Here is an 18,437-nt window from a genome sequence, read left to right on the forward strand (position 1 = left end):
CACGAACTCGGTTAAGTTCTCCTAAAGTCACCAACACCAATTTCGAAATCCATTTCAGGAGCCCCACATCATGGCAAAATTCATCATGTTCGACCTCGACGGCACATTGATTGACGGGATCGATGACATCCTGTTTGCGATGAATGGATTGCTTGCCGCCCATGGACATGCCCCACTCATCCGCCATGATATCGAGGCCATGCTGGGCGACGGCACATGGATGCTGACCAAGCGCGCCTTTGCCGCCCGTGGGCAAACACCCGATGACGCAACGCTTGATGAGCTGAATGGCGATTTCAACACGCGATATGGCGAAACCAATTACGCCGATACCCGTCTTTATGAAAATGCGGAAAATGTCCTGCGCGATCTCAAAGCAGATGGCTGGACGATTGCGCTGGCATCAAACAAACCCGAAGCCCCCTGCAAGGCGATCCTGCAAAAGCTGGGCATTTCTGATCTGTTTACCGTGATTGCCGGTGGTGATTCATTCGACGTCAAAAAACCCGATGGCCGTTTCCTGCGCCATGTACTTGATCAACTGGGCCATACCCCAGACAGCAATGACATCGCCCTGATGGTTGGGGACCACGCAAACGATGTAAACGCCGCCCGCGCAGCAGGCATCCATGCCATTGCGGTTGCACTGGAAGTCAGTGATGGGCGCGCGCGTTCACTTGGTGCTGATGCTGTCATCACAGACTATCGCGATCTGATCAATGCGATGGAAACAATCATCTCAAAAGACAACACATCAAGCAGGGCACATAAAGGTTTTACTTCGTGACATTTGGTTAGACGATCTCTAAACACGATTGATACGCTGGGGATCAATTTAAATACTTTGGGGGAGACGCCTTTATAGACGGGGCGTCGAAAAAGATTTGAACAAGACGCAGAATTTTGATTATACGGGCAAAGACAACCTAGACATTATGTCCCTTGCTGAAAACTATAACGCCTTTTTGACAAATCTGGTCAATCACCATGCACCTAAATCCGGTTCTATTCTTGATTTTGGCGCAGGTACCGGATTCTTTGCTCAGCGCATTGTGACCCCCGAAAGAACAGTTCTTTGTGTTGAACCCGACACACAGCAGGCCGAGATAATCTCATCGACCGGCCTTCAAGCTTATGGCCAGTCCCAAGACTTATCCGACGAAAGTGTCGAATTTTCCTACAGCCTGAATGTCCTTGAGCATATCGAAGATGACACCGCTGCAATGAAAGAAATTCATCGGGTTCTAAAGCCCACAAGCACGTGCGTGATCTATGTTCCAGCCATGCCAATGCTGTTTTCCTCAATGGATGAAAAAGTCGAACATTATCGTCGTTACACGCGCAAAGAGCTTATTCACAAACTTGAGGCATCAGGTTTTGATGTTCTCGATTGTCGATATGCCGACATCCTTGGTGTGTTCGCCACCCTGCTCTACAAATTAGTTGGTAGCAAATCCGGGGATGTTTCACGGTCCGGCTTGGTCGCATATGACCGTTACGCCTTCCCGTTAAGTCGGACTCTTGACAGGCTTACTCATCGGGTAGCTGGCAAAAACCTTCTCGCCATTGCACGAAAGCCAGAATGATCAAACTTCGCCAACAGGTAGTTTAAAACAGCAAAGCCGACCCAAGTCATCGCAAGGCAATAGGGAATAATGATCGCAAGATTATAGCGATAAAGGCTTACCGACAGAGCTGCATTTACTGATGCCATGAACAAGGCAGGCAGGAAAATATATGCCCACCGCCATAAAAAGGCGTTTCGAGCAAACAACATAAAGGCCGCAACTGATGGCACAGCAACCATGCCAACCAGATGACCAACAAATATCCCACGCCACAACAATAATAGACTGACAGCAATAAACTTGACCGGCATTGCAAAGACATACTGGGAAATCAGATAGTCTCGTGCTTCTGGCGCAGTGCGCCCATTATTTACCAGAGCATCTAATGTATCGTGCCCATACTGGTAATAGCTCTGCTCGCCCCAACCAAGGGGCAAAAGGGCCTCAGTACCGAACAATACCCGGGCGCCGGACAAAGGCAGGTAGTAAATCCACCCAATAAACCACTCTTGCCAACTCATTCGGTTGAAAGCAAGCCGGTGCGACAAAGAAGAAACCAGATAACTGGTGTCACTTAGTGAAAACGTGCCGAGTTCGATGACGTTACGTACCATCATCGGTGAAACGACCAGAATGAACGCCAGCAAGAATATTGCAGCGGATTTAAGAACCAAAAGCCGACTTTCTCGATACCGGAAAAATGCTGCCACCGGTATTATGAGCAGCCCGACTGGCAACAACAGCCAGGCTGGTTTAACCATTACAAGCAACCCAGCAAATACACCTGCCAGCCCATACCGACCATTGTGACGCCCGTTCATACGCATAGGCCCATAACGCCATGAACAGACCACCAAGCATGAGATACCCGGATTCACTCAAAGGTGAAGATGCGTAGAGAAACGTGTCGTAGAATGCTAACGACGCGATAACACAGCACCAACCAGCAAACAAATTCCGGCCAAAGAAAAGCCATCCAACAAACAGCATGCAAAGATGAAAGACGACGGTTTCGACGTAGTAGATGGCCTTCAGCGAGGACAAGCCAAGGCCACATTCAGCACTAACCGCACCTTTTGCGACACATACTAAATCCCGATATGTTTGCTCATCGATTTTTGCTGCCACCGCAATTTCCCAAGCGGTGAAAATCCCACCTTCATAAAGACTAGGGTCTGAACCCAATTGGAACGCTTGAAATTTATAGTCGGAATGTGATTCATCCTTTGGGAAAGGGAGTTATTACATGGCACGATTTGATTTGAGCGATAAAGAATGGGCGATCATTGCTCCGCTTCTTCCTGTTGACGGTCGGGGGCTGAAGCGGCGCGACGACAGAACAGTTCTTAATGGCATCTTCTACATTCTTCGAACCGGCGCGCCCTGGCGGGATCTTCCAGGAAGATATGGTCCGCCTACGACAGTCTATAATCGTTATGTCCGCTGGGGAGAGCGCGGCATATGGCGCGAGATATTCGAGGCCCTAGCATCAGAACATGAAGATGCGCTTGTCTTTATCGACAGTTCAATAGTGAAGGCTCACCGCGCCGCGGTTGGGTCAAAAAAGGGGAACTGGCAGAGGGTATTGGACGCTCACGCGGCGGCAGGACAAGTAAAGTTCACGCCGCTGTAGATGTACTCGGTCGCCCGTTACGCCTTGCGATCAGTGGCGGACAACTCCATGACAGCAAGATGATCGACTGCTTCCTGAATTGGACAAAACCACCATTGGCCATTGTCGCCGACAAGGCCTATGGCAGTGCACGTATCCGTCGGGAGATAGAGGATGAAGGTGCCTTGCCGGTGATCCCCGCCAAGGCAAATGCTAGAAAGCCTATCCCTCATGACGCGGGTCTTTACGCCAAACGCAATCTTGTTGAGCGTTTCTTCTGCCGTATGAAGGATATGAGGCGGCTGACTATCCGATACGAAAAGTCCGCAGAAAACTTCCTTAATATGGTCCGGATTTTCGCAATCAGATGTTGGACCAATTGAGTCCAGCCCCTAGAATGCCTCCCCAAATGTGTTTTTTGAACGAACAAATTTGGGGCATCAAACTGTGGAACATACACCTTTGATACCAGTTTTGGGTTTATGGCACGGCCTTGACGAAGGCGTTAAAGTTACAAAAACGCCTGTCGCGTATGTTTCCGGATGGTGCGGCAATTGGCAAAATGAGCACATGTTTGCCGTATATGTTCATGGTGAACGCATGTCGCCACGGTTTCGGCCTGGAGAGTTAGTGTTCATTGACCCGGTACGACCTCCTCAAAACGGAAAAGATGTACTTGTAGAGTTCACTGATCAAGTTGCCCTATTAAGGCGTTTAGTATCGTTCTCGCCCTCACACATAACCTTACGCCAATTCAACCCACCCAGAACCATAAAATACCACAAAAGTAAAATTCGTTCTTTTTATCGAGTTTGCGCAATTTTTTGTAGATGAAGAAACATATAGAGGAAAGCCGCATCACACCAAAACCAATAGGTTGACTACGGAGACTTCAGGTCACACTATTCAGCCATAACTTTTTGGAGGTCGCTGTTTGAATATGCAAGAGCCTTACGACGTTCAAAACGATTTTCTGAATCTCCCGGATGACTCGGAGCATGGGTTCGCAATCCTTCAGCAGCGACAATATGCGAAACTAGAAGAGTCTTGGGACTTGCAGAACCAAGGCTGGAACCCAGAACGAAATTATGTGGAAACACTTGTTATTTATGACAGAGTCAACGGCCTTGGACTTCTGTCAGACTTCCACGACATACCCCACTCGGACACAGAGTTTTCCGAGTTTTTCTCTAAATTTCGTTTCCATGCCTCTTTCACTTCTAAGAGGCTTTTGGCTGAATACGCACGCAGGGTAAAACTGACAGAAGTCTCTGTTCTTGAGCTTGATCAGTCTGCAAAAGACGCTATTCGTTCATTTGTGACATCAATCCGAGAAAAATTAGCTAACCTTTCAATCAACGAGAACAAAATGTCCTCTTTGATGAAAAAGCTATCTGCGTTTGAACTGGAACTCGACCTCACTCGAACCAGAACTGAAGCGTTCTACCAGTTTGTTATTGAAGCAAGCAGGGCAGGGCGAGAAGAGAATGAAGAAATACAACCAATATTGAAGTCAGCGGAACGCGTCTTTTCTTTGTTTGACAAAGCTAAGAAGGCTTTTGTTGCTTTCCCTCCTTGGAAGGAAACAAAGAAAATCACTGGTCCGAATGAGCACGTTAGCAACTCAACGGATGATCAAGATATTCCTTTCTAAACGGCCGAACCAGCCAGCAAACAAATTGCCGCGGGTTCAAGAAAGAGCACGCCTCAGTCCAACACCTTTTGGCAAAAATGTGTTTCCAAGAGTAAATTGGTCTATTGCACAGCCCCCTCCCCCCAAACATTTACATGCAACGATGACCACTCGGGCTGGAACAAGTAACTCACAAAACTCAAAACATCCTCGCCCTTAGGAAACACGTCGCCTCACTTGATTGGCACGGCCCCTGTATTGACGATTTCAAATGCCCAATCCTCGGCTGCTGTATCATCAAGGTTAAGGTGCTCCACAAGATAGGCAAGGCGTTCTGTATCATCGCCTTTCGCCGTGCAGAAACGGTCCTGTAGATAGAATGGCGGTGTCGCCTGATAGGACAGCTTCGCCCGTACCGATGCCGGGGTACCGGTCATGTCTGACAGCTTGACTTCATATGTCACATGATCGCCCCCCGTCGCACTTGGCTGGAGATAATCAGGATCGGCGTCAATTGCAGTAAAGCCTGCGTCTTCGGCAAGATCTTCTCCTGCCCCTATCGCATTGGCGATCTTGATGCGTTCAGCTAACGGAAGATACCCTGCTGGCGGCAGACGGTTGTCTTTGACCTCGGCACAGATCGACAGGAAGCTTGTCGTTAACTGGCCTTTGGGCGCGACATTGTGCCCACAGCTATAATTCGTACTTCCGTCAAGCGGCGGCGTGCTGACCAGTTCCTGATAAATCTGGACCTGATCCTGTGCACGCACCGTCTGATAATGCGGTTGATGGGCCCGTTTAAGCGGATCAATACGCGCGCTGCATTGATTGTCCCACCATAGTTCACCCTCAACAGGTGTTCCGCCTTGATCAACAATAACCCCGGCCCCGTTAACCCGGCCAGATGCCCAAATCACCTTTTCATTCTGATCAAGGACCTCAAACGTGACAAAGGCGCGTCTAAAACCAACGCCCGAAGGGAATTTGTGCCCGGTCAGGCTGGCAATGGCGACCTCGCTTGTCAGAAGCCCATCCTGAATTTCTGAACCCTTGATCTTGATATTGACCGTGTCGCTGCGCGCCTGCTTGATCATGGCACGTTCGGTATAGGCCAGCGGATCAACACCTTTGGCACCTAACATAGGATCAGCTGTTGGAATGCCCATAATTTCAGGGAACTGTTGGAACATTTCGACCAGAAACAGGTTCAACCCGACCAGTGTATGGCGGGCAAAACCTTCACGGACTTCAAGATCAAGAAGCTCCGGCCCAAACGTATTGGCCGAAGCCGGGAAGTTTGAATATTCCTGAATAGAGGCAATCTTGCTGCGGAATTTGGCTTTGTCATCGCCCGATGGCATATGACATTCCTGACAGCTCAGCGCCATCGCCCCGGCACCACCGGGCAATGCTCCATCTATGGTATAGCCGGTTCTAAAATCACTGAACGCCCATTCGGCATAGGTTGTCTGTTCATAAACAGTCCCAACCTGCTTGCCGTCTTTAAGAACCGGAAGATGGACTGTGTGGCATGTGCCGCACATCTCCGATGTCTTGATGGCGCCCCCTTTGGCCGGCGTAATGCCAAGGGTATATTCCATTGGGTGTTTTTGTGGCTTATCAAACGGCCCATAAAGCGTATCCGCATCCCCCACCAGGAAACTGCCGGTAAAGGTTTTGGCAAAGCCTGTATTGTCGGGGTTAAGCGTTTCCTGACGCTGTAGCACACAGGCATTCTGTGGTGCGTCTTTGAACTTTTCCGTAGCATCCTTACCCAGCACCATCTGATGGCACGACATGCAGGAAATACCATCACGTGCCAAGGCACCATAAGATGCATGACCGGCAGCGAGATTGTTCGCCGGATACGGAATGGCATTCACCATGGATCTGTCAAAATCACCACAGGAGAGTGCCATTTGAACACCTGAATCCGCATCAGCCTGCTGCGCTATATTATGATCAATCTGGAACTGGCGTTGCCCCATGATCCCGTGACAGCCAAAGCATGTATTCTGAACCAAATCGGATTGATCGCTGTGGAAGGTCTGCAGTTCGCTTGCCACTTGGGCAAAGAATATCGGGTCACGGCCCGCCAACCCCATCGGGGATGACCGCCATGTCGCGTAAGGCGACATATTCAGCAAAAGATCCCCGTCCGGGTCCGGCATTGTCATATCAAACTGCAAGCCTGTGCTACCCGCATCATGGCACCCCACACACTGATCGCTTGTCATGAACTGATTATGCGGTGCTGGCCCGTCCGCCCCCATCCACACCGTGTCATAGCTTTGCGAGGGCATGTTGCTTGGCAGTGCCAGATTATAGTCAAACGGACTGCCCGTTTTGGCAAAGGCAGTTAAAATCGCCGCCATGTCAGGATGTGCGTTTTTACGGGCAGTGCCCAGCGGATCAGGAACTTTTTCATGTTGCGCACGCAAGCTGTGAATATCCGCCGGTGCCCCGCTTGACGGGTCGTTCTTCTTGACCGACGGGGCAACACCCCCATCTTGGCCCAGATACTGACCGGCAAAGAAATCCTGCGACAAGAACACTTCCGGCTGCCCCGGATGACCTTCGAGGTTTTTTAACTCGGCAAAGGTCATATCACGGGCAGAACCGTGGCAATTCACGCAATATTGCCCAAAGCCCATATTGGCCGGACCGTTACTGGTCCCGGCGGGCCAATCAACCTTCCAACCCGATCCCGGCCAACCATACCATCCCCAGAACCATCCATCATAAGATGCTTGGCTATCGCGCACCATGATCGCGGCACCGCTGGTTGGCCAAAGGTGCGTGGGATCCTCCCCCGCGCAAGCCGAAGCTGGTTGCGGATACATCTCCTTGACCATGATCGCACCGTCTGGAATGTCCGCAGGAGCACTGGGTCGGCTGCCCTCTGCACCCCGGTTTTCAGACAGCCAATTGACCATATCGGGGGAATACCAGATCACGACGGGCGAATGTGTCCCGTGATAGGTGCCCACCCACTGTCCTTCATGGCCCATCGTATCCCGACTGGCGGTAAAAGGTCCGGTATCGCGGACAAACTTGTCGCGCACCCACCCGGCATCTGTATCGCGATGACACCAATTATCGAAAAATTTTGACAGAGCAGTTTCATACTGGTCAAGCGGCAAGGCAGATGGATCAGCCACCGTGGCACTCAGCGATTTGCATAACGCGGGATCTGTCGGGATAAGTGCTTGATCGCGCAAAGCGGAACACGATTGCGCCCAAACAGCACCAGACATGCTACACCCGATCCCTGCCAAGATCAGCGCACGCAAAGGCATCGTTGCAAACCGCTTAAACATAACTCTCTCCCCAGATTGCGTTTGTCCCGAACGCACATTAACCCTGATGGGAGTATGGTCTTTCCAGCGAAAATTTCAATCTTTGATTGATCGCATCCAATTGCATTGCTCTTCTAAGGGTTGCGAAAAAAACCGACCAGCAATATACTTGCTGGCCGGTTTTGATTGTCTTGAATGCATCTATCCAAGGATATTTGGATGCGTTCAGATAAGCGTTAGTGGCTGTCTTTAGGAATTTCGTTGCCACGATGGCCGACAAGGAAGTCGAAATCGGCACCTTTGTCCGCCCCGATAACGGTTTTGTAGTATAGCGAAGCATAGCCACTGACCGGGACCGGAACGGTATTTTTCCAATTCGCCAGACGCTGGGCGAGTTCTTCATCGCTGATGTCGAGATGCAGTTTGCGGTTCGGCACATCAAGCTCGATCATGTCACCATTCTGAACCACGGCAAGCGGCCCACCGGCTGCGGCTTCTGGTGATGTATGCAAAACAACCGTGCCATAGGCCGTGCCGCTCATCCGCGCATCGGAAATACGCACCATGTCGGTGATGCCTTTGCGCAATACTTTTGGCGGCAAGCCCATATTGCCGACCTCGGCCATGCCCGGATAACCTTTTGGCCCACAGTTTTTCAAAACCATGATGCAGTTTTCATCGATATCAAGCGCCTCGTCATAGATCTTGGCCTTGTAATCATCGATGTCTTCAAACACCACCGCACGGCCACGATGGGTCAGAAGTGCCGGTGTTGCTGCAGATGGCTTAAGCACCGCACCATTTGGTGCAAGGTTGCCTTTGACCACGGCGATACCACCGCTTTCGGTCAATGCGTTCTCGAACGGACGAATAACGTCATCGTTCCAATTGCGCACGTCCTTGACCTGATCCCACATGGTTTCGCCCGACACCGTCAGGGCATCATTGTGAAGCTTACCCGCTTCCCCCAGTGCCTTGATCACAACCGGCAGACCACCCGCATAGAAGAACTCTTCCATCAGGTATTTGCCCGATGGCTGCAGGTTAACAACGGTCGGAATATCCCGACCCAAGCGATCCCAATCATCAAGGGTCAGATCAATGCCGACACGTCCGGCAATCGCAAGCAAATGGATCACGGCATTGGTCGAACCACCAATCGCACCATTGACCCGAATGGCGTTTTCAAACGCTTCCTTGGTCATAACGTCAGACGGTTTAAGGTCGTCCTTGACCATATCGACAATCCGGCGACCGGTAATATGGGCCATCACGCGACGGCGGCTATCAACAGCCGGGATCGCGGCATTACCCGAAAGCGCCATGCCAAGCGCCTCTGCCATGCTGGCCATGGTTGATGCCGTGCCCATCGTGTTGCACGAACCGGGCGAACGCGACATGGCAATTTCGGCTTCAAGGAAATCTTCGGTGCTGATCTTGCCAGCTTTGCGGTCTTCGGAAAGCTGCCAAAGCGACGTACCCGACCCGATATCCTGCCCCCGCCATTTACCGTTAAGCATCGGCCCACCGGTGACCACGATGGCCGGGATATCAACGCTGGCCGCCCCCATCAAAAGTGCCGGGGTGGTTTTATCGCAACCCACCATCAGAACCACGCCGTCAAGCGGGGTCCCGCGAAGGGCTTCTTCAACATCCATGGCCGCAAGGTTACGGAACATCATGGCCGTTGGACGCAGCGTGCTTTCACCAGCCGAGAAAACCGGGAATTCAAGCGGCAAGCCGCCTGCTTCGTAAATGCCGTGTTTAACCCGTTCGGCAAGATCGCGCAGATGGGCATTGCACGGGGTCAATTGCGACCACGTATTACAAATGCCGATCACCGGACGACCATCAAACAGGTCAGACGGCAAGCCCTGATTTTTCATCCAGCTGCGGTGATAGATATTGTCTTTGCTGGTTCCGCCGAACCAACCTTCTTGTGACCGCAATGTGCGCGGCCAAGGTGCCGGTTTAAACTTTGTCATGCCCGTTTTCCTTTTTTACTTATTATCGAGACGGGTCCGGTTGTGTGCAGCTGGGACGTCCGCACAGGGGACTCTGAACGACACAGAATGGCACCCAACCGGCTTTGTTGGCTATTTTCACCCATAATTGTGTCGTTCCGCGTCATCGTATTGTTACGCCTTGTTTTTGTTGTAGACGTCAAAGATCACGGCTGCGAGCAACACCAGACCTTTAATCACTTGCTGCCAGTCGATACCAACACCAACGATCGACATACCGTTATTCATGACACCCATAATCAGCGCACCGACAACCGCACCGATCACTTTGCCAACCCCGCCTGACATGGATGCACCACCAATAAAGACGGCCGCAATCACATCAAGCTCGAACGCAAGACCGGCTTTTGGCGTTGCCGTATTCAGACGTGCGGCAAACACAAGCCCGGCAAGGGCGGCCAGCATGCCCATATTGGCAAAGGTAAAGAAGGTCAGGCGTTTGGTATTGATCCCTGAAAGCTTGGCTGCCTTTTCATTCCCGCCAAGTGCATAGATGCGACGACCAAGGGTCGTTGAGTTGGTGATAAAGGTAAAGATCGCGATCAGCACCGCCATAATGATCAAGATGTTTGGCAACCCGCGATAGGTCGACAGAAGATAGGTCACAAACAGGATCGCCAAACCGGCGACCGCATGTTGGATGATAAAGACCGCCATCGGTTCGTCAACAGCAGCAAATTTCGCCTGTTTGGCACGCGAACGCAGACCAAGGATCGGAAGCAATGCGGCCAAGGTAACACCGAGCGTCATCGAAAAGACGTTAAACCGTCCCTCGATCAACCCGCCAAAGAAGTCCGGTACGAAGCCCGACGACATGGCCTGGAATTCAGGTGGGAACGGACCAACCGATGCCCCACCCAAAAGGGCAAGTGTCAGGCCCTTAAATACCAACATCCCCGCCAGTGTGACGATAAAGGACGGAATGCGCCAATAAGCCACCCAGTACCCTTGGGCGGCACCAATGACCGCACCAACGACCAGACATGCCGGGACGACAAAGGCCGTCGGCAAATCCCAATGCACAATCATGACAGCGGCAAGCGCGCCGACAAAACCAACGACCGATCCAACCGAAAGGTCGATATGCCCACCCACAATCACCAGCAACATGCCAACGGCCATGATGATGATATAGCTGTTCTGCAAGAACAGGTTGGTCAGGTTCACCGGTTTAAGCATGATGCCGTCGGTCAGAACCTGGAAGAAAGCCAGAATGGCGACCAGCGCAACAACCATGCCGTATTCACGGATATGGGTGCGCAGATAGTAACCAATTGATTTGTTATCAGTATCGCTCATTGTCTGTTCCTCACGCCTTCAGGATCATGCGCATGATTGCTTCCTGGCTTGCATCTTTTGCTGCAAGCTGCCCTTTGATCTCACCTTCGTTCATCACATAGATGCGATCACACATGCCCAGAAGCTCCGGCATTTCCGACGAGATCATGATGACCCCCTTACCATCGGCTGCCAGCTGGTTGATAATCGTATAAATCTCGTATTTCGCGCCAACATCAATACCACGGGTCGGCTCGTCCAAAATCAGGACTTCCGGTGCCGCAAACAGCCACTTGGACAAAACAACTTTCTGCTGGTTGCCACCTGAAAGATTGACGACCTTTTGCCCGACATTGGGTGTGCGAATATTGATCTTTTCCCGGTATTCCTCGGCAACGGAACGTTCGGCACCATCGTTCAAGACACCCCGTTCCGAAACGCCCCCAAGATTGGCCAGGGTAATGTTGGTCGTGATATTTTCATCAAGGATCAGACCCATTTCCTTGCGGTCTTCGGTGACATAGGCAAGCCCCGATGCAATCGCCTTTTCAACGGTTGAAACATCGACCACTTTGCCATTGATCAGAACTTCACCGGAAATTTCCGTACCGTAAGATTTACCAAAGATGCTCATGGCAAGTTCGGTACGTCCTGCCCCCATCAATCCGGCAATCCCGACAACCTCGCCTGCGGCAACATCAATGCTGACATTATCAACGACTTTGCGTTCAGGATGCAGCGGATGGGTTGCCGACCAGTTGCGCACTTCCATCAGCTTATCCTTGCTGATATTTGGCGTGCGTTCCGGATACCGGTGTGCCATGTCGCGCCCGACCATGTCCTTGACGATATCGTCTTCGGTGATCTGACCGGCACGCGCATCAAGGGTCGAAATCGCCTTACCGTCACGGATAACCGTAATGCGATCCGCAACCCGGTTGATCTCGTTCAATTTATGCGAAATCAGGATCGATGTAATGCCCTGCGCCTTGAATTCCAGCAGAAGATCCAAAAGCTTCTGACTGTCATTTTCCTGCAAGCTTGCGGTCGGCTCATCAAGGATCAGCAGTTTGACTTTTTTCGAAAGCGCCTTGGCAATTTCAACCAACTGCTGTTTGCCAACACCGATATTGGTTACCAGTGTCGCCGGATTTTCTTTCAGGCCGACTTTTGACAGTAACTCGCCCGTGCGCGCAAAGGTCGCAGGCCAGTTTACAATGCCGTTTTCGCTCATTTCATTGCCCAGAAAGATGTTCTCGGCAATCGACAGGAGTGGCACCAACGCCAGTTCCTGGTGAATAATAATAATGCCGCGTTCTTCACTATCGCGGATATCTTTGAATTCCTGAACGCCACCATCATAAAGGATGTCGCCTTCATAGGTGCCGTGTGGATAAACACCACTCAGAACCTTCATCAGGGTGGACTTGCCAGCACCGTTTTCGCCACAAAGCGCGTGAATTTCTCCACGTTCGACTTTAAGGCTGACATCATCCAACGCTTTCACACCGGGAAAGGTCTTGGTGATGTTCTTCATTTCCAGGATGGTATCCATCCGGTCCTCCCACTGCCGTCGGGGGGTGACGGCGTCTTTATCCACTTGGTCTTTGTTGTCTTGGGAAAACCCGTCGGGTTTATGCCCTGCTTTTGGCAGGTTAGGCCCATATCAGACAGCAATTAAGGCAATGGAACCCAGCTTACATGCCAGATGGTACACCTTCCGGGTTCCATTGCTAAAGCGTTGGCTTACTTCACTTCATCTTCGGTGTAGTAGCCAGAACCAAGAATGATTTCTTCCCAGTTGGATTTATCAACCATAACCGGTTCAAGCAGATAGGAAGGAACGACCTTCACACCGTTGTCATAGGTTTTGGTGTCATTGATGGTCGGCTCGCGACCGGCAAGAACATCGTCAACCATGGAAACAGTGACACGTGCAAGTTCACGGGTGTCTTTGAAAATCGTGGAATACTGTTCGCCAGCAAGGATCGATTTGATCGACTGAAGCTCAGCATCCTGACCGGAAACAACCGGCATTTTCATGTCGCCGGAACCATAGCCGACACCTTTAAGCGACGACAGGATACCGATCGAAAGGCCATCATATGGCGACAGAACACCGTCAACTTTTTCATCCGTGTAATAAGCCGACAGAAGGTTATCCATACGGGCCTGTGCAACCGCACCATCCCAACGAAGGGTACCGACTTTGTCCATGCCCATCTGGCCGGATTTAACAACAACCGTACCTTCATCAATCAGCGGCTGCAGGATCGACATTGCACCATTATAGAAGAAGTATGCGTTATTATCATCCGGTGACCCACCGAACAGTTCAACATTGAAAGGTGGCTCGCCTGCTGCAAGCAGACCATCAACCAGCGAAGTTGCTTGCTGAACGCCAACTTTGAAGTTATCAAATGTGGAATAGTAATCGACATCCGGGCTCTGAACGATCAAGCGGTCATAAGCAAAGACCTTGATACCAGCAGCCTGGGCATTTGCCAGCGCATTCGAAAGAGTGGTGCCGTCGATTGCTGCGATCACCAGAACATCAACGCCTTTGACGATCATGTTTTCGATTTGGGAAAGCTGGTTCGGAATGTCGTCTTCTGCATATTGAAGATCGGTTTTGTAACCGGCATCTTCGAACTGCTTGACCATTGAATTGCCGTCAGAAATCCAACGTGCCGAAGATTTGGTCGGCATTGCGATACCGACATACCCTTTATCAGCCGCATGTGCATAACCACCCGAAAGCATCGGGCTCATCATTGCGGCCGCGCCAAAGGCGACCCCTGCCATTACGGCACTGAGACGTTTCATAGCTATCCTCCCTACAAGACACGGCATATTCGCCATTTTATGTCGCCCGACTTTATCAGGCTTTATAGCCCGCATATGTCGTGTCTTTGTTTTCAATTAATAAAGTGCCCCATTTCCCAAAGGGCACGGCGACATTATTCAGATGCGTTACATAACAATCAAATAAGCAATTTCAAAACTTGCATATCAAAATTGATATAATACAATCCTCACCAAGGGAGGAAACCCAATGACCGCAATCCGAAACAACCAACCGCTCAGCTCTGCCAAATCACTTCTTTTTCGATCCGGCAACCTGTTTCAGCGCGGTCTGAAGCTAAGCCACCTGCGCATGGTTGTTGCGATGGAAGAAACCGGGCAAATCAGTCTTGCTGCTGACATGCTCAAAACATCGCAGCCCGCAGCATCGCGATTGCTCTCGGAAATGGAAGGCATTCTGGAAGCCAGACTATGTGTGCGCAGCCCCCGCGGGATTGAAATGACCAATGCCGGACGTGCGTTGGCCAGGCGTGCGCGCAGCATGCTGATTGAAATCCGCGAAGCCGAACGCGAGATCGAAGATATCAAACATGGTGGCGGTACGGTTTTTGTCGGCGCAGTGACGGCAGCGGCAGTTGATCTTGTCGTGCCTGCGATCCGAAGTGTGCAAGCCGTCAATTCGTTACTGGAAGCCCATGTCGGGGTTGGGCCATCGCATTTATTGATCAAGGATTTGCTGGCGGGCGATCATGACTTTGTCATTGGCCGTGTGCCCGAAGACATGGACCCGCGCCAATTTAACATCCGCGAAATCCGAAGCGAAAAAATCCGCCTTATGGTGCGTTCCGGCCATCCGCTTTTGGCTGGAAACAAACCGATCACGCTTGCCCGTCTTGCCAAATTTGAATGGATTTTGCCCCCGCCGGGCAACCTGATGCGGCGCACGATTGAAGATGCGTTTATTTCACGCCATTTGCCCTTGCCCCATTCAAGTCTGAATTCGGCATCCCTTTTGGTGACATTGGCAACATTGGCCGATACCGACGCAATAGCCCCGATGGCCGAGGAAGTCACAAGTCTTCTGGCAAGTGGCGGACTGATCACGGAATTGCCGTTTGACGGCGTGATTGAAATTAAACCCTATAGCCTGATTACGGCGCGTGGACATCGCCTGTCGCCATCGGCACAGCTTGTCTCTGATCACGTATTGGCACGGATCGAGCGGCCCTTACCGTAAAGTACCCCTCCTTGAATTAGGGCGTTCGGTTTATATCTGTTTATATCTGTGCGTTACAGCAAAACTCGCGTAAACTACTGTCATACAACAAAGACATTTTCCAAATGAGAATGAAACGTGCCCAGCACCTCCCGATATATTGGTTCAGTTCTGACCGTCTCCAGCGCACTGATCGCGATGGATGTACAGGCAACCGAGCTTGATGAAACGCAACAAGACAGCCCTGCTTTCGCGTTATTTGATCTACGCGCCACAACGGCGTGGGACGCTTTTTCCTATAGATCGCTGACACCCACTATCGATATGCTTGATACACTGATCACGTCTGCCGGTGGTGATCCGATGCGGCTTGATTTCGTGATGGACAATATCGTGCCGCCATTGTGCGAATTGCGCCCTGACCCGGAAAATTGCGACGGGCCGGGCATTCCTGTTGGTTGGATGGAAAATATCCCGCAGACAATTTGCATGGATATCCCCGCCGATATCAGCGCACGCCACGCAAACCTTCTTGGCAACAGCAATCAACTGTGCCTGGAGCCTGCAACCGGTTTGATGTTGCCAAATGATTGGGTCAACGGGGGACCATGGGCGCAGCTTCATTTGCATCAAACGGTATCCCTTGGTGAAATTCGCCGTCGCGATAATACCGCGACCATTGATCTAACCGTTACCGATGCAATCACGACCCGCCTTGCGACATTATCAGAACAGGGATATGGCCCGGCCAAAATTGGCTTGGACAAAGTTGGTCTTCGGAAAATTATCGGCGATCAGCTTGATCAGTTCATCTCAGGTGATGATGAAAGCTGTACGTTTTTACAAAGCAACTCTGATCCGTCCGGGTTGGGATATCTGATTCTGGATGACGTATTGGCCCGCATTTCCATCTATGCGGACGAGTATGATGTCGCGACCAGTCTTGTTAAAACCGCCAACGGCATTTCGCTGGGTGCGTCACGAGAAGACGTTTACGCCGCCTTTGATGGCCAACCCCTGATCGAAGAAGACCACGAATATCTTGGTGCAAATGGGCGCTATGTGACCTGGTGGCGTGATGCGCAAAAAACACGCGGCATCCGGTTTGAAATCAATGAAGAAGGCTTCGTCACCGCCATCCATGCCGGCAGCGATGCCATCACGCTTCTTGAAGGTTGCTCTTAAACAAAGCGTGTCTTTCCAACGCGCTTCTCAACCCTGGCGTCAGACGATTTCCTTTGCGATTGACAAGCTTTGCCAAGGCGATAAAAAGCGCGTCCTTGCACATCCTTGTGCATGCCTAAAACCAGCAACAGAAATGCCATCCCCTTGCCGCAAAGCCCGTTCATATCGGCGCATTGTGCAGGAAACATGAATGCAAACGCCTTACACATCCAATCTTGTCATCATCACCGGCGGTCCCGGTGTTGGTAAAACCACATTGATCGATCATCTTCACCAGCGCGGCTATGACACCAGCCCGGAAGTTGCGCGTGCCGTGATCGAAGAACAGATCGAGCGCGGCGGCAATGCCCTGCCATGGGAAGATAACGCCGCCTATGCCGGGTTAATGGCCCGCAGATCAATCCGGGCGTGGCAAACCGGGATGGAATGCCATCCCCGCACTGTGTTCTGTGACCGCGGATTGCCCGACACATTGGCCCATCGCCGTCTGTCAAACCTGCCTGAAGACAAGGGGCTGTTAAATGCGATCACAACATATCGCTATCGCCGAACCGCCTTTGTCCTTCCGCCATGGGCGGACATCTATAAAACCGATACTGCGCGCACACAAAGCTTCTCCGAGGCCGTCAGAACATATGTAGTGCTGTGCCGGACCTATCACGAATGCGGTTACGATCTGATCGAAATTCGCAAAGGTCCGGTCGAACAGCGCGCTGCCCAGATCCTTTCACGCCTCAAACTTTAAGTGCAGCTCCCATGACCAGACTTGCCCGCCTGACATCGAACATTACCCGCCAGACCATCATTTTCGCAGCAACATCCGCAACACTGTTTGCCGCCCTGCCATCCTATGCGGCCTGCTATGGCTGGCCTTTGCGTGAATATAAGGGGGAATTTGCCTATGACGGCGATACGATCTATGTCGCCATCCCCGGTCTTCCCGGCGAAATCGCCAATATGTCGGTTCGGGTGCGCGGGGTTGATACACCTGAAATTCGCGGCAAATGTGACAGCGAAAAGCAACTGGCCCAGCAGGCGCGCGACTATGCGCGAGCACGTTTGAAATCAGCCAAGGCAGTTGAATTTTGTGAACCGGAATGGGGGCGTTATGGCGGTCGTGTGGTCGCATCGGTTCGCATTGATGGCAGCCCGCTTGATCTCGATCTGATCAATAATGGCTATGCCCGTGCCTATGACGGCAAAACAAAACGCGCGCCTTGGTGTCAGGGATGATTCCACACATAACTTTGATGTGAAGATACTGGACATCTGGCGCAATCCGACCATCTTTGGGAACAAGGAATTTAGCCCGTGTTTATCCAGGATGTGAAGTGATCCGAATGACCCAGTATCGCAAAGACCCCGACGCCATCAAGAACCTGACCCCCGAACAACATCACGTCACACAGGAAAGCGGCACAGAACCGCCGTTTCGCAATGATTTCTGGGACCATAAGGAAGATGGGCTTTACGTCGATATCGTTTCTGGCGAGCCGCTTTTTACATCCCATGACAAGTTTGATTCCGGCTGTGGCTGGCCAAGCTTTGTCAAACCGGTTGATAGCGAACATGTCATTGCCAAAGAAGACAACACGCATGGCATGCGCCGGATCGAGGTTCGATCCAAGCACGGGGATAGCCATCTGGGCCATGTTTTTCCCGATGGTCCGCAGGATCGCGGCGGTCTTCGATACTGCATCAATTCCGCGTCGCTGCGCTTTATCCCGGTCGCGGATCTTGAGGCCGAAGGATATGGTGAATATATAAAATTTTTTGAATAATACGCGTGATTATTCACTTTCATTGAACAATCAAAA

16 protein-coding genes and 1 pseudogene are annotated in these 18,437 nt (G+C 51.3%); 10 read left to right on the forward strand and 7 right to left on the reverse strand.

Translation table 11 applies throughout. From position 1 onward, the window contains the following. Window positions 1–70 precede the first annotated feature (70 nt). Window positions 71–787, forward strand: a complete 717-nt coding sequence (locus ACQ0MK_RS10030) for an HAD-IA family hydrolase (RefSeq protein ID WP_430475885.1) — start codon at window positions 71–73, stop codon at window positions 785–787. A 148-nt stretch (window positions 788–935) separates the two neighbouring features. Then, on the forward strand, window positions 936–1,586 hold the full coding sequence (locus tag ACQ0MK_RS10035) for a class I SAM-dependent methyltransferase (RefSeq protein WP_430475886.1): 651 nt from the start codon (window positions 936–938) through the stop codon (window positions 1,584–1,586). Here ACQ0MK_RS10035 and ACQ0MK_RS10040 read toward each other — a convergent pair. Together ACQ0MK_RS10040 and ACQ0MK_RS10045 are read right to left on the reverse strand one after the other, a co-directional pair. Then, window positions 1,535–2,329, reverse strand: coding sequence for a hypothetical protein (locus ACQ0MK_RS10040; protein ID WP_430475887.1), 795 nt, complete (start codon window positions 2,327–2,329; stop codon window positions 1,535–1,537). The genes ACQ0MK_RS10035 and ACQ0MK_RS10040 overlap by 52 nt on opposite strands. Then, window positions 2,322–2,696 (reverse strand): hypothetical protein, encoded by a 375-nt coding sequence (locus tag ACQ0MK_RS10045; RefSeq protein WP_430475888.1) that lies wholly within the window; start codon window positions 2,694–2,696, stop codon window positions 2,322–2,324. The genes ACQ0MK_RS10040 and ACQ0MK_RS10045 overlap by 8 nt, the downstream gene beginning before the upstream one ends. 145 nt (window positions 2,697–2,841) lie before the next feature. On the opposite strand from ACQ0MK_RS10045, the pseudogene ACQ0MK_RS10050 reads away from it, so the two are divergent. The 3 genes and pseudogenes from ACQ0MK_RS10050 to ACQ0MK_RS10060 form a co-directional block, all read left to right on the forward strand. Beyond that, a pseudogene (locus tag ACQ0MK_RS10050) lies at window positions 2,842–3,560 on the forward strand (IS5 family transposase); the annotation flags it as partial. 67 nt (window positions 3,561–3,627) lie between these two features. Next, complete coding sequence (locus tag ACQ0MK_RS10055; RefSeq protein WP_430475889.1) at window positions 3,628–4,014, forward strand: S24 family peptidase; 387 nt, start codon at window positions 3,628–3,630, stop codon at window positions 4,012–4,014. Window positions 4,015–4,114: 100 nt separating this feature from the next. After that, window positions 4,115–4,834, forward strand: coding sequence for a hypothetical protein (locus ACQ0MK_RS10060; protein WP_430475890.1), 720 nt, complete (start codon window positions 4,115–4,117; stop codon window positions 4,832–4,834). 212 nt (window positions 4,835–5,046) lie between these two features. On the opposite strand, the gene ACQ0MK_RS10065 is transcribed toward ACQ0MK_RS10060, so the two are convergent. The 5 genes from ACQ0MK_RS10065 to chvE form a co-directional block, all read right to left on the reverse strand. Next, window positions 5,047–8,133 (reverse strand): hypothetical protein, encoded by a 3,087-nt coding sequence (locus ACQ0MK_RS10065; protein ID WP_430475891.1) that lies wholly within the window; start codon window positions 8,131–8,133, stop codon window positions 5,047–5,049. A 215-nt stretch (window positions 8,134–8,348) separates the two neighbouring features. Further along, window positions 8,349–10,097 carry an L-arabinonate dehydratase gene (araD, locus tag ACQ0MK_RS10070; RefSeq protein ID WP_430475892.1) on the reverse strand — a complete coding sequence of 583 codons (1,749 nt, stop codon included), beginning with the start codon at window positions 10,095–10,097 and terminating at the stop codon, window positions 8,349–8,351. A gap of 153 nt (window positions 10,098–10,250) precedes the next feature. After that, on the reverse strand, window positions 10,251–11,435 hold the full coding sequence (mmsB, locus tag ACQ0MK_RS10075) for a multiple monosaccharide ABC transporter permease (protein ID WP_430475893.1): 1,185 nt from the start codon (window positions 11,433–11,435) through the stop codon (window positions 10,251–10,253). A 10-nt stretch (window positions 11,436–11,445) separates the two neighbouring features. Further along, the gene (gene mmsA, locus ACQ0MK_RS10080) at window positions 11,446–12,969 is read right to left on the reverse strand and encodes a multiple monosaccharide ABC transporter ATP-binding protein (protein WP_430475894.1); all 1,524 of its coding nucleotides are present in this window, start codon (window positions 12,967–12,969) and stop codon (window positions 11,446–11,448) included. A gap of 191 nt (window positions 12,970–13,160) precedes the next feature. After that, a complete protein-coding gene (gene chvE, locus ACQ0MK_RS10085) occupies window positions 13,161–14,240 on the reverse strand; it encodes a multiple monosaccharide ABC transporter substrate-binding protein (RefSeq protein ID WP_430475895.1) in 1,080 nt (359 codons plus the stop codon). Window positions 14,241–14,469: 229 nt separating this feature from the next. Between chvE and ACQ0MK_RS10090 the strand changes: the two genes are divergently transcribed. The 5 genes from ACQ0MK_RS10090 to msrB all read left to right on the forward strand — a co-directional run bounded on the left by ACQ0MK_RS10090 (window position 14,470) and on the right by msrB (window position 18,401). Beyond that, window positions 14,470–15,456, forward strand: coding sequence for a LysR family transcriptional regulator (locus tag ACQ0MK_RS10090; RefSeq protein WP_430475896.1), 987 nt, complete (start codon window positions 14,470–14,472; stop codon window positions 15,454–15,456). 117 nt (window positions 15,457–15,573) lie between these two features. Next, window positions 15,574–16,620 (forward strand): hypothetical protein, encoded by a 1,047-nt coding sequence (locus ACQ0MK_RS10095; RefSeq protein ID WP_430475897.1) that lies wholly within the window; start codon window positions 15,574–15,576, stop codon window positions 16,618–16,620. Window positions 16,621–16,810: 190 nt separating this feature from the next. Continuing rightward, complete coding sequence (locus ACQ0MK_RS10100) at window positions 16,811–17,365, forward strand: AAA family ATPase (RefSeq protein WP_430475898.1); 555 nt, start codon at window positions 16,811–16,813, stop codon at window positions 17,363–17,365. An 11-nt stretch (window positions 17,366–17,376) separates the two neighbouring features. Beyond that, on the forward strand, window positions 17,377–17,853 hold the full coding sequence (locus ACQ0MK_RS10105; RefSeq protein WP_430475899.1) for a thermonuclease family protein: 477 nt from the start codon (window positions 17,377–17,379) through the stop codon (window positions 17,851–17,853). 107 nt (window positions 17,854–17,960) lie between these two features. After that, the gene (gene msrB / locus ACQ0MK_RS10110; protein ID WP_430475900.1) at window positions 17,961–18,401 is read left to right on the forward strand and encodes a peptide-methionine (R)-S-oxide reductase MsrB; all 441 of its coding nucleotides are present in this window, start codon (window positions 17,961–17,963) and stop codon (window positions 18,399–18,401) included. Window positions 18,402–18,437: the final 36 nt, after the last annotated feature.

It is taken from the genome of Thalassospira lucentensis (genome assembly GCF_050516545.1).
In the GTDB taxonomy this organism is placed as follows: Bacteria; Pseudomonadota; Alphaproteobacteria; order Rhodospirillales; family Thalassospiraceae; genus Thalassospira; species Thalassospira lucentensis_C.

Excerpts from the sequence above, each read along its gene's own strand:
- araD (WP_430475892.1), bottom strand. The coding sequence starts at position 10,097 with ATGACAAAGTTTAAACCGGCACCTTGGCCGCGCACATTGCGGTCACAA.
- ACQ0MK_RS10040 (WP_430475887.1), bottom strand. The coding sequence starts at position 2,329 with ATGGTTAAACCAGCCTGGCTGTTGTTGCCAGTCGGGCTGCTCATAATA.
- mmsB (WP_430475893.1), bottom strand. The coding sequence starts at position 11,435 with ATGAGCGATACTGATAACAAATCAATTGGTTACTATCTGCGCACCCAT.
- mmsA (WP_430475894.1), bottom strand. The coding sequence starts at position 12,969 with ATGGATACCATCCTGGAAATGAAGAACATCACCAAGACCTTTCCCGGT.
- ACQ0MK_RS10065 (WP_430475891.1), bottom strand. The coding sequence starts at position 8,133 with ATGTTTAAGCGGTTTGCAACGATGCCTTTGCGTGCGCTGATCTTGGCA.
- msrB (WP_430475900.1), top strand. The coding sequence starts at position 17,961 with ATGACCCAGTATCGCAAAGACCCCGACGCCATCAAGAACCTGACCCCC.
- ACQ0MK_RS10090 (WP_430475896.1), top strand. The coding sequence starts at position 14,470 with ATGACCGCAATCCGAAACAACCAACCGCTCAGCTCTGCCAAATCACTT.
- ACQ0MK_RS10035 (WP_430475886.1), top strand. The coding sequence starts at position 936 with ATGTCCCTTGCTGAAAACTATAACGCCTTTTTGACAAATCTGGTCAAT.
- ACQ0MK_RS10105 (WP_430475899.1), top strand. The coding sequence starts at position 17,377 with ATGACCAGACTTGCCCGCCTGACATCGAACATTACCCGCCAGACCATC.
- chvE (WP_430475895.1), bottom strand. The coding sequence starts at position 14,240 with ATGAAACGTCTCAGTGCCGTAATGGCAGGGGTCGCCTTTGGCGCGGCC.
- ACQ0MK_RS10030 (WP_430475885.1), top strand. The coding sequence starts at position 71 with ATGGCAAAATTCATCATGTTCGACCTCGACGGCACATTGATTGACGGG.
- ACQ0MK_RS10100 (WP_430475898.1), top strand. The coding sequence starts at position 16,811 with ATGCAAACGCCTTACACATCCAATCTTGTCATCATCACCGGCGGTCCC.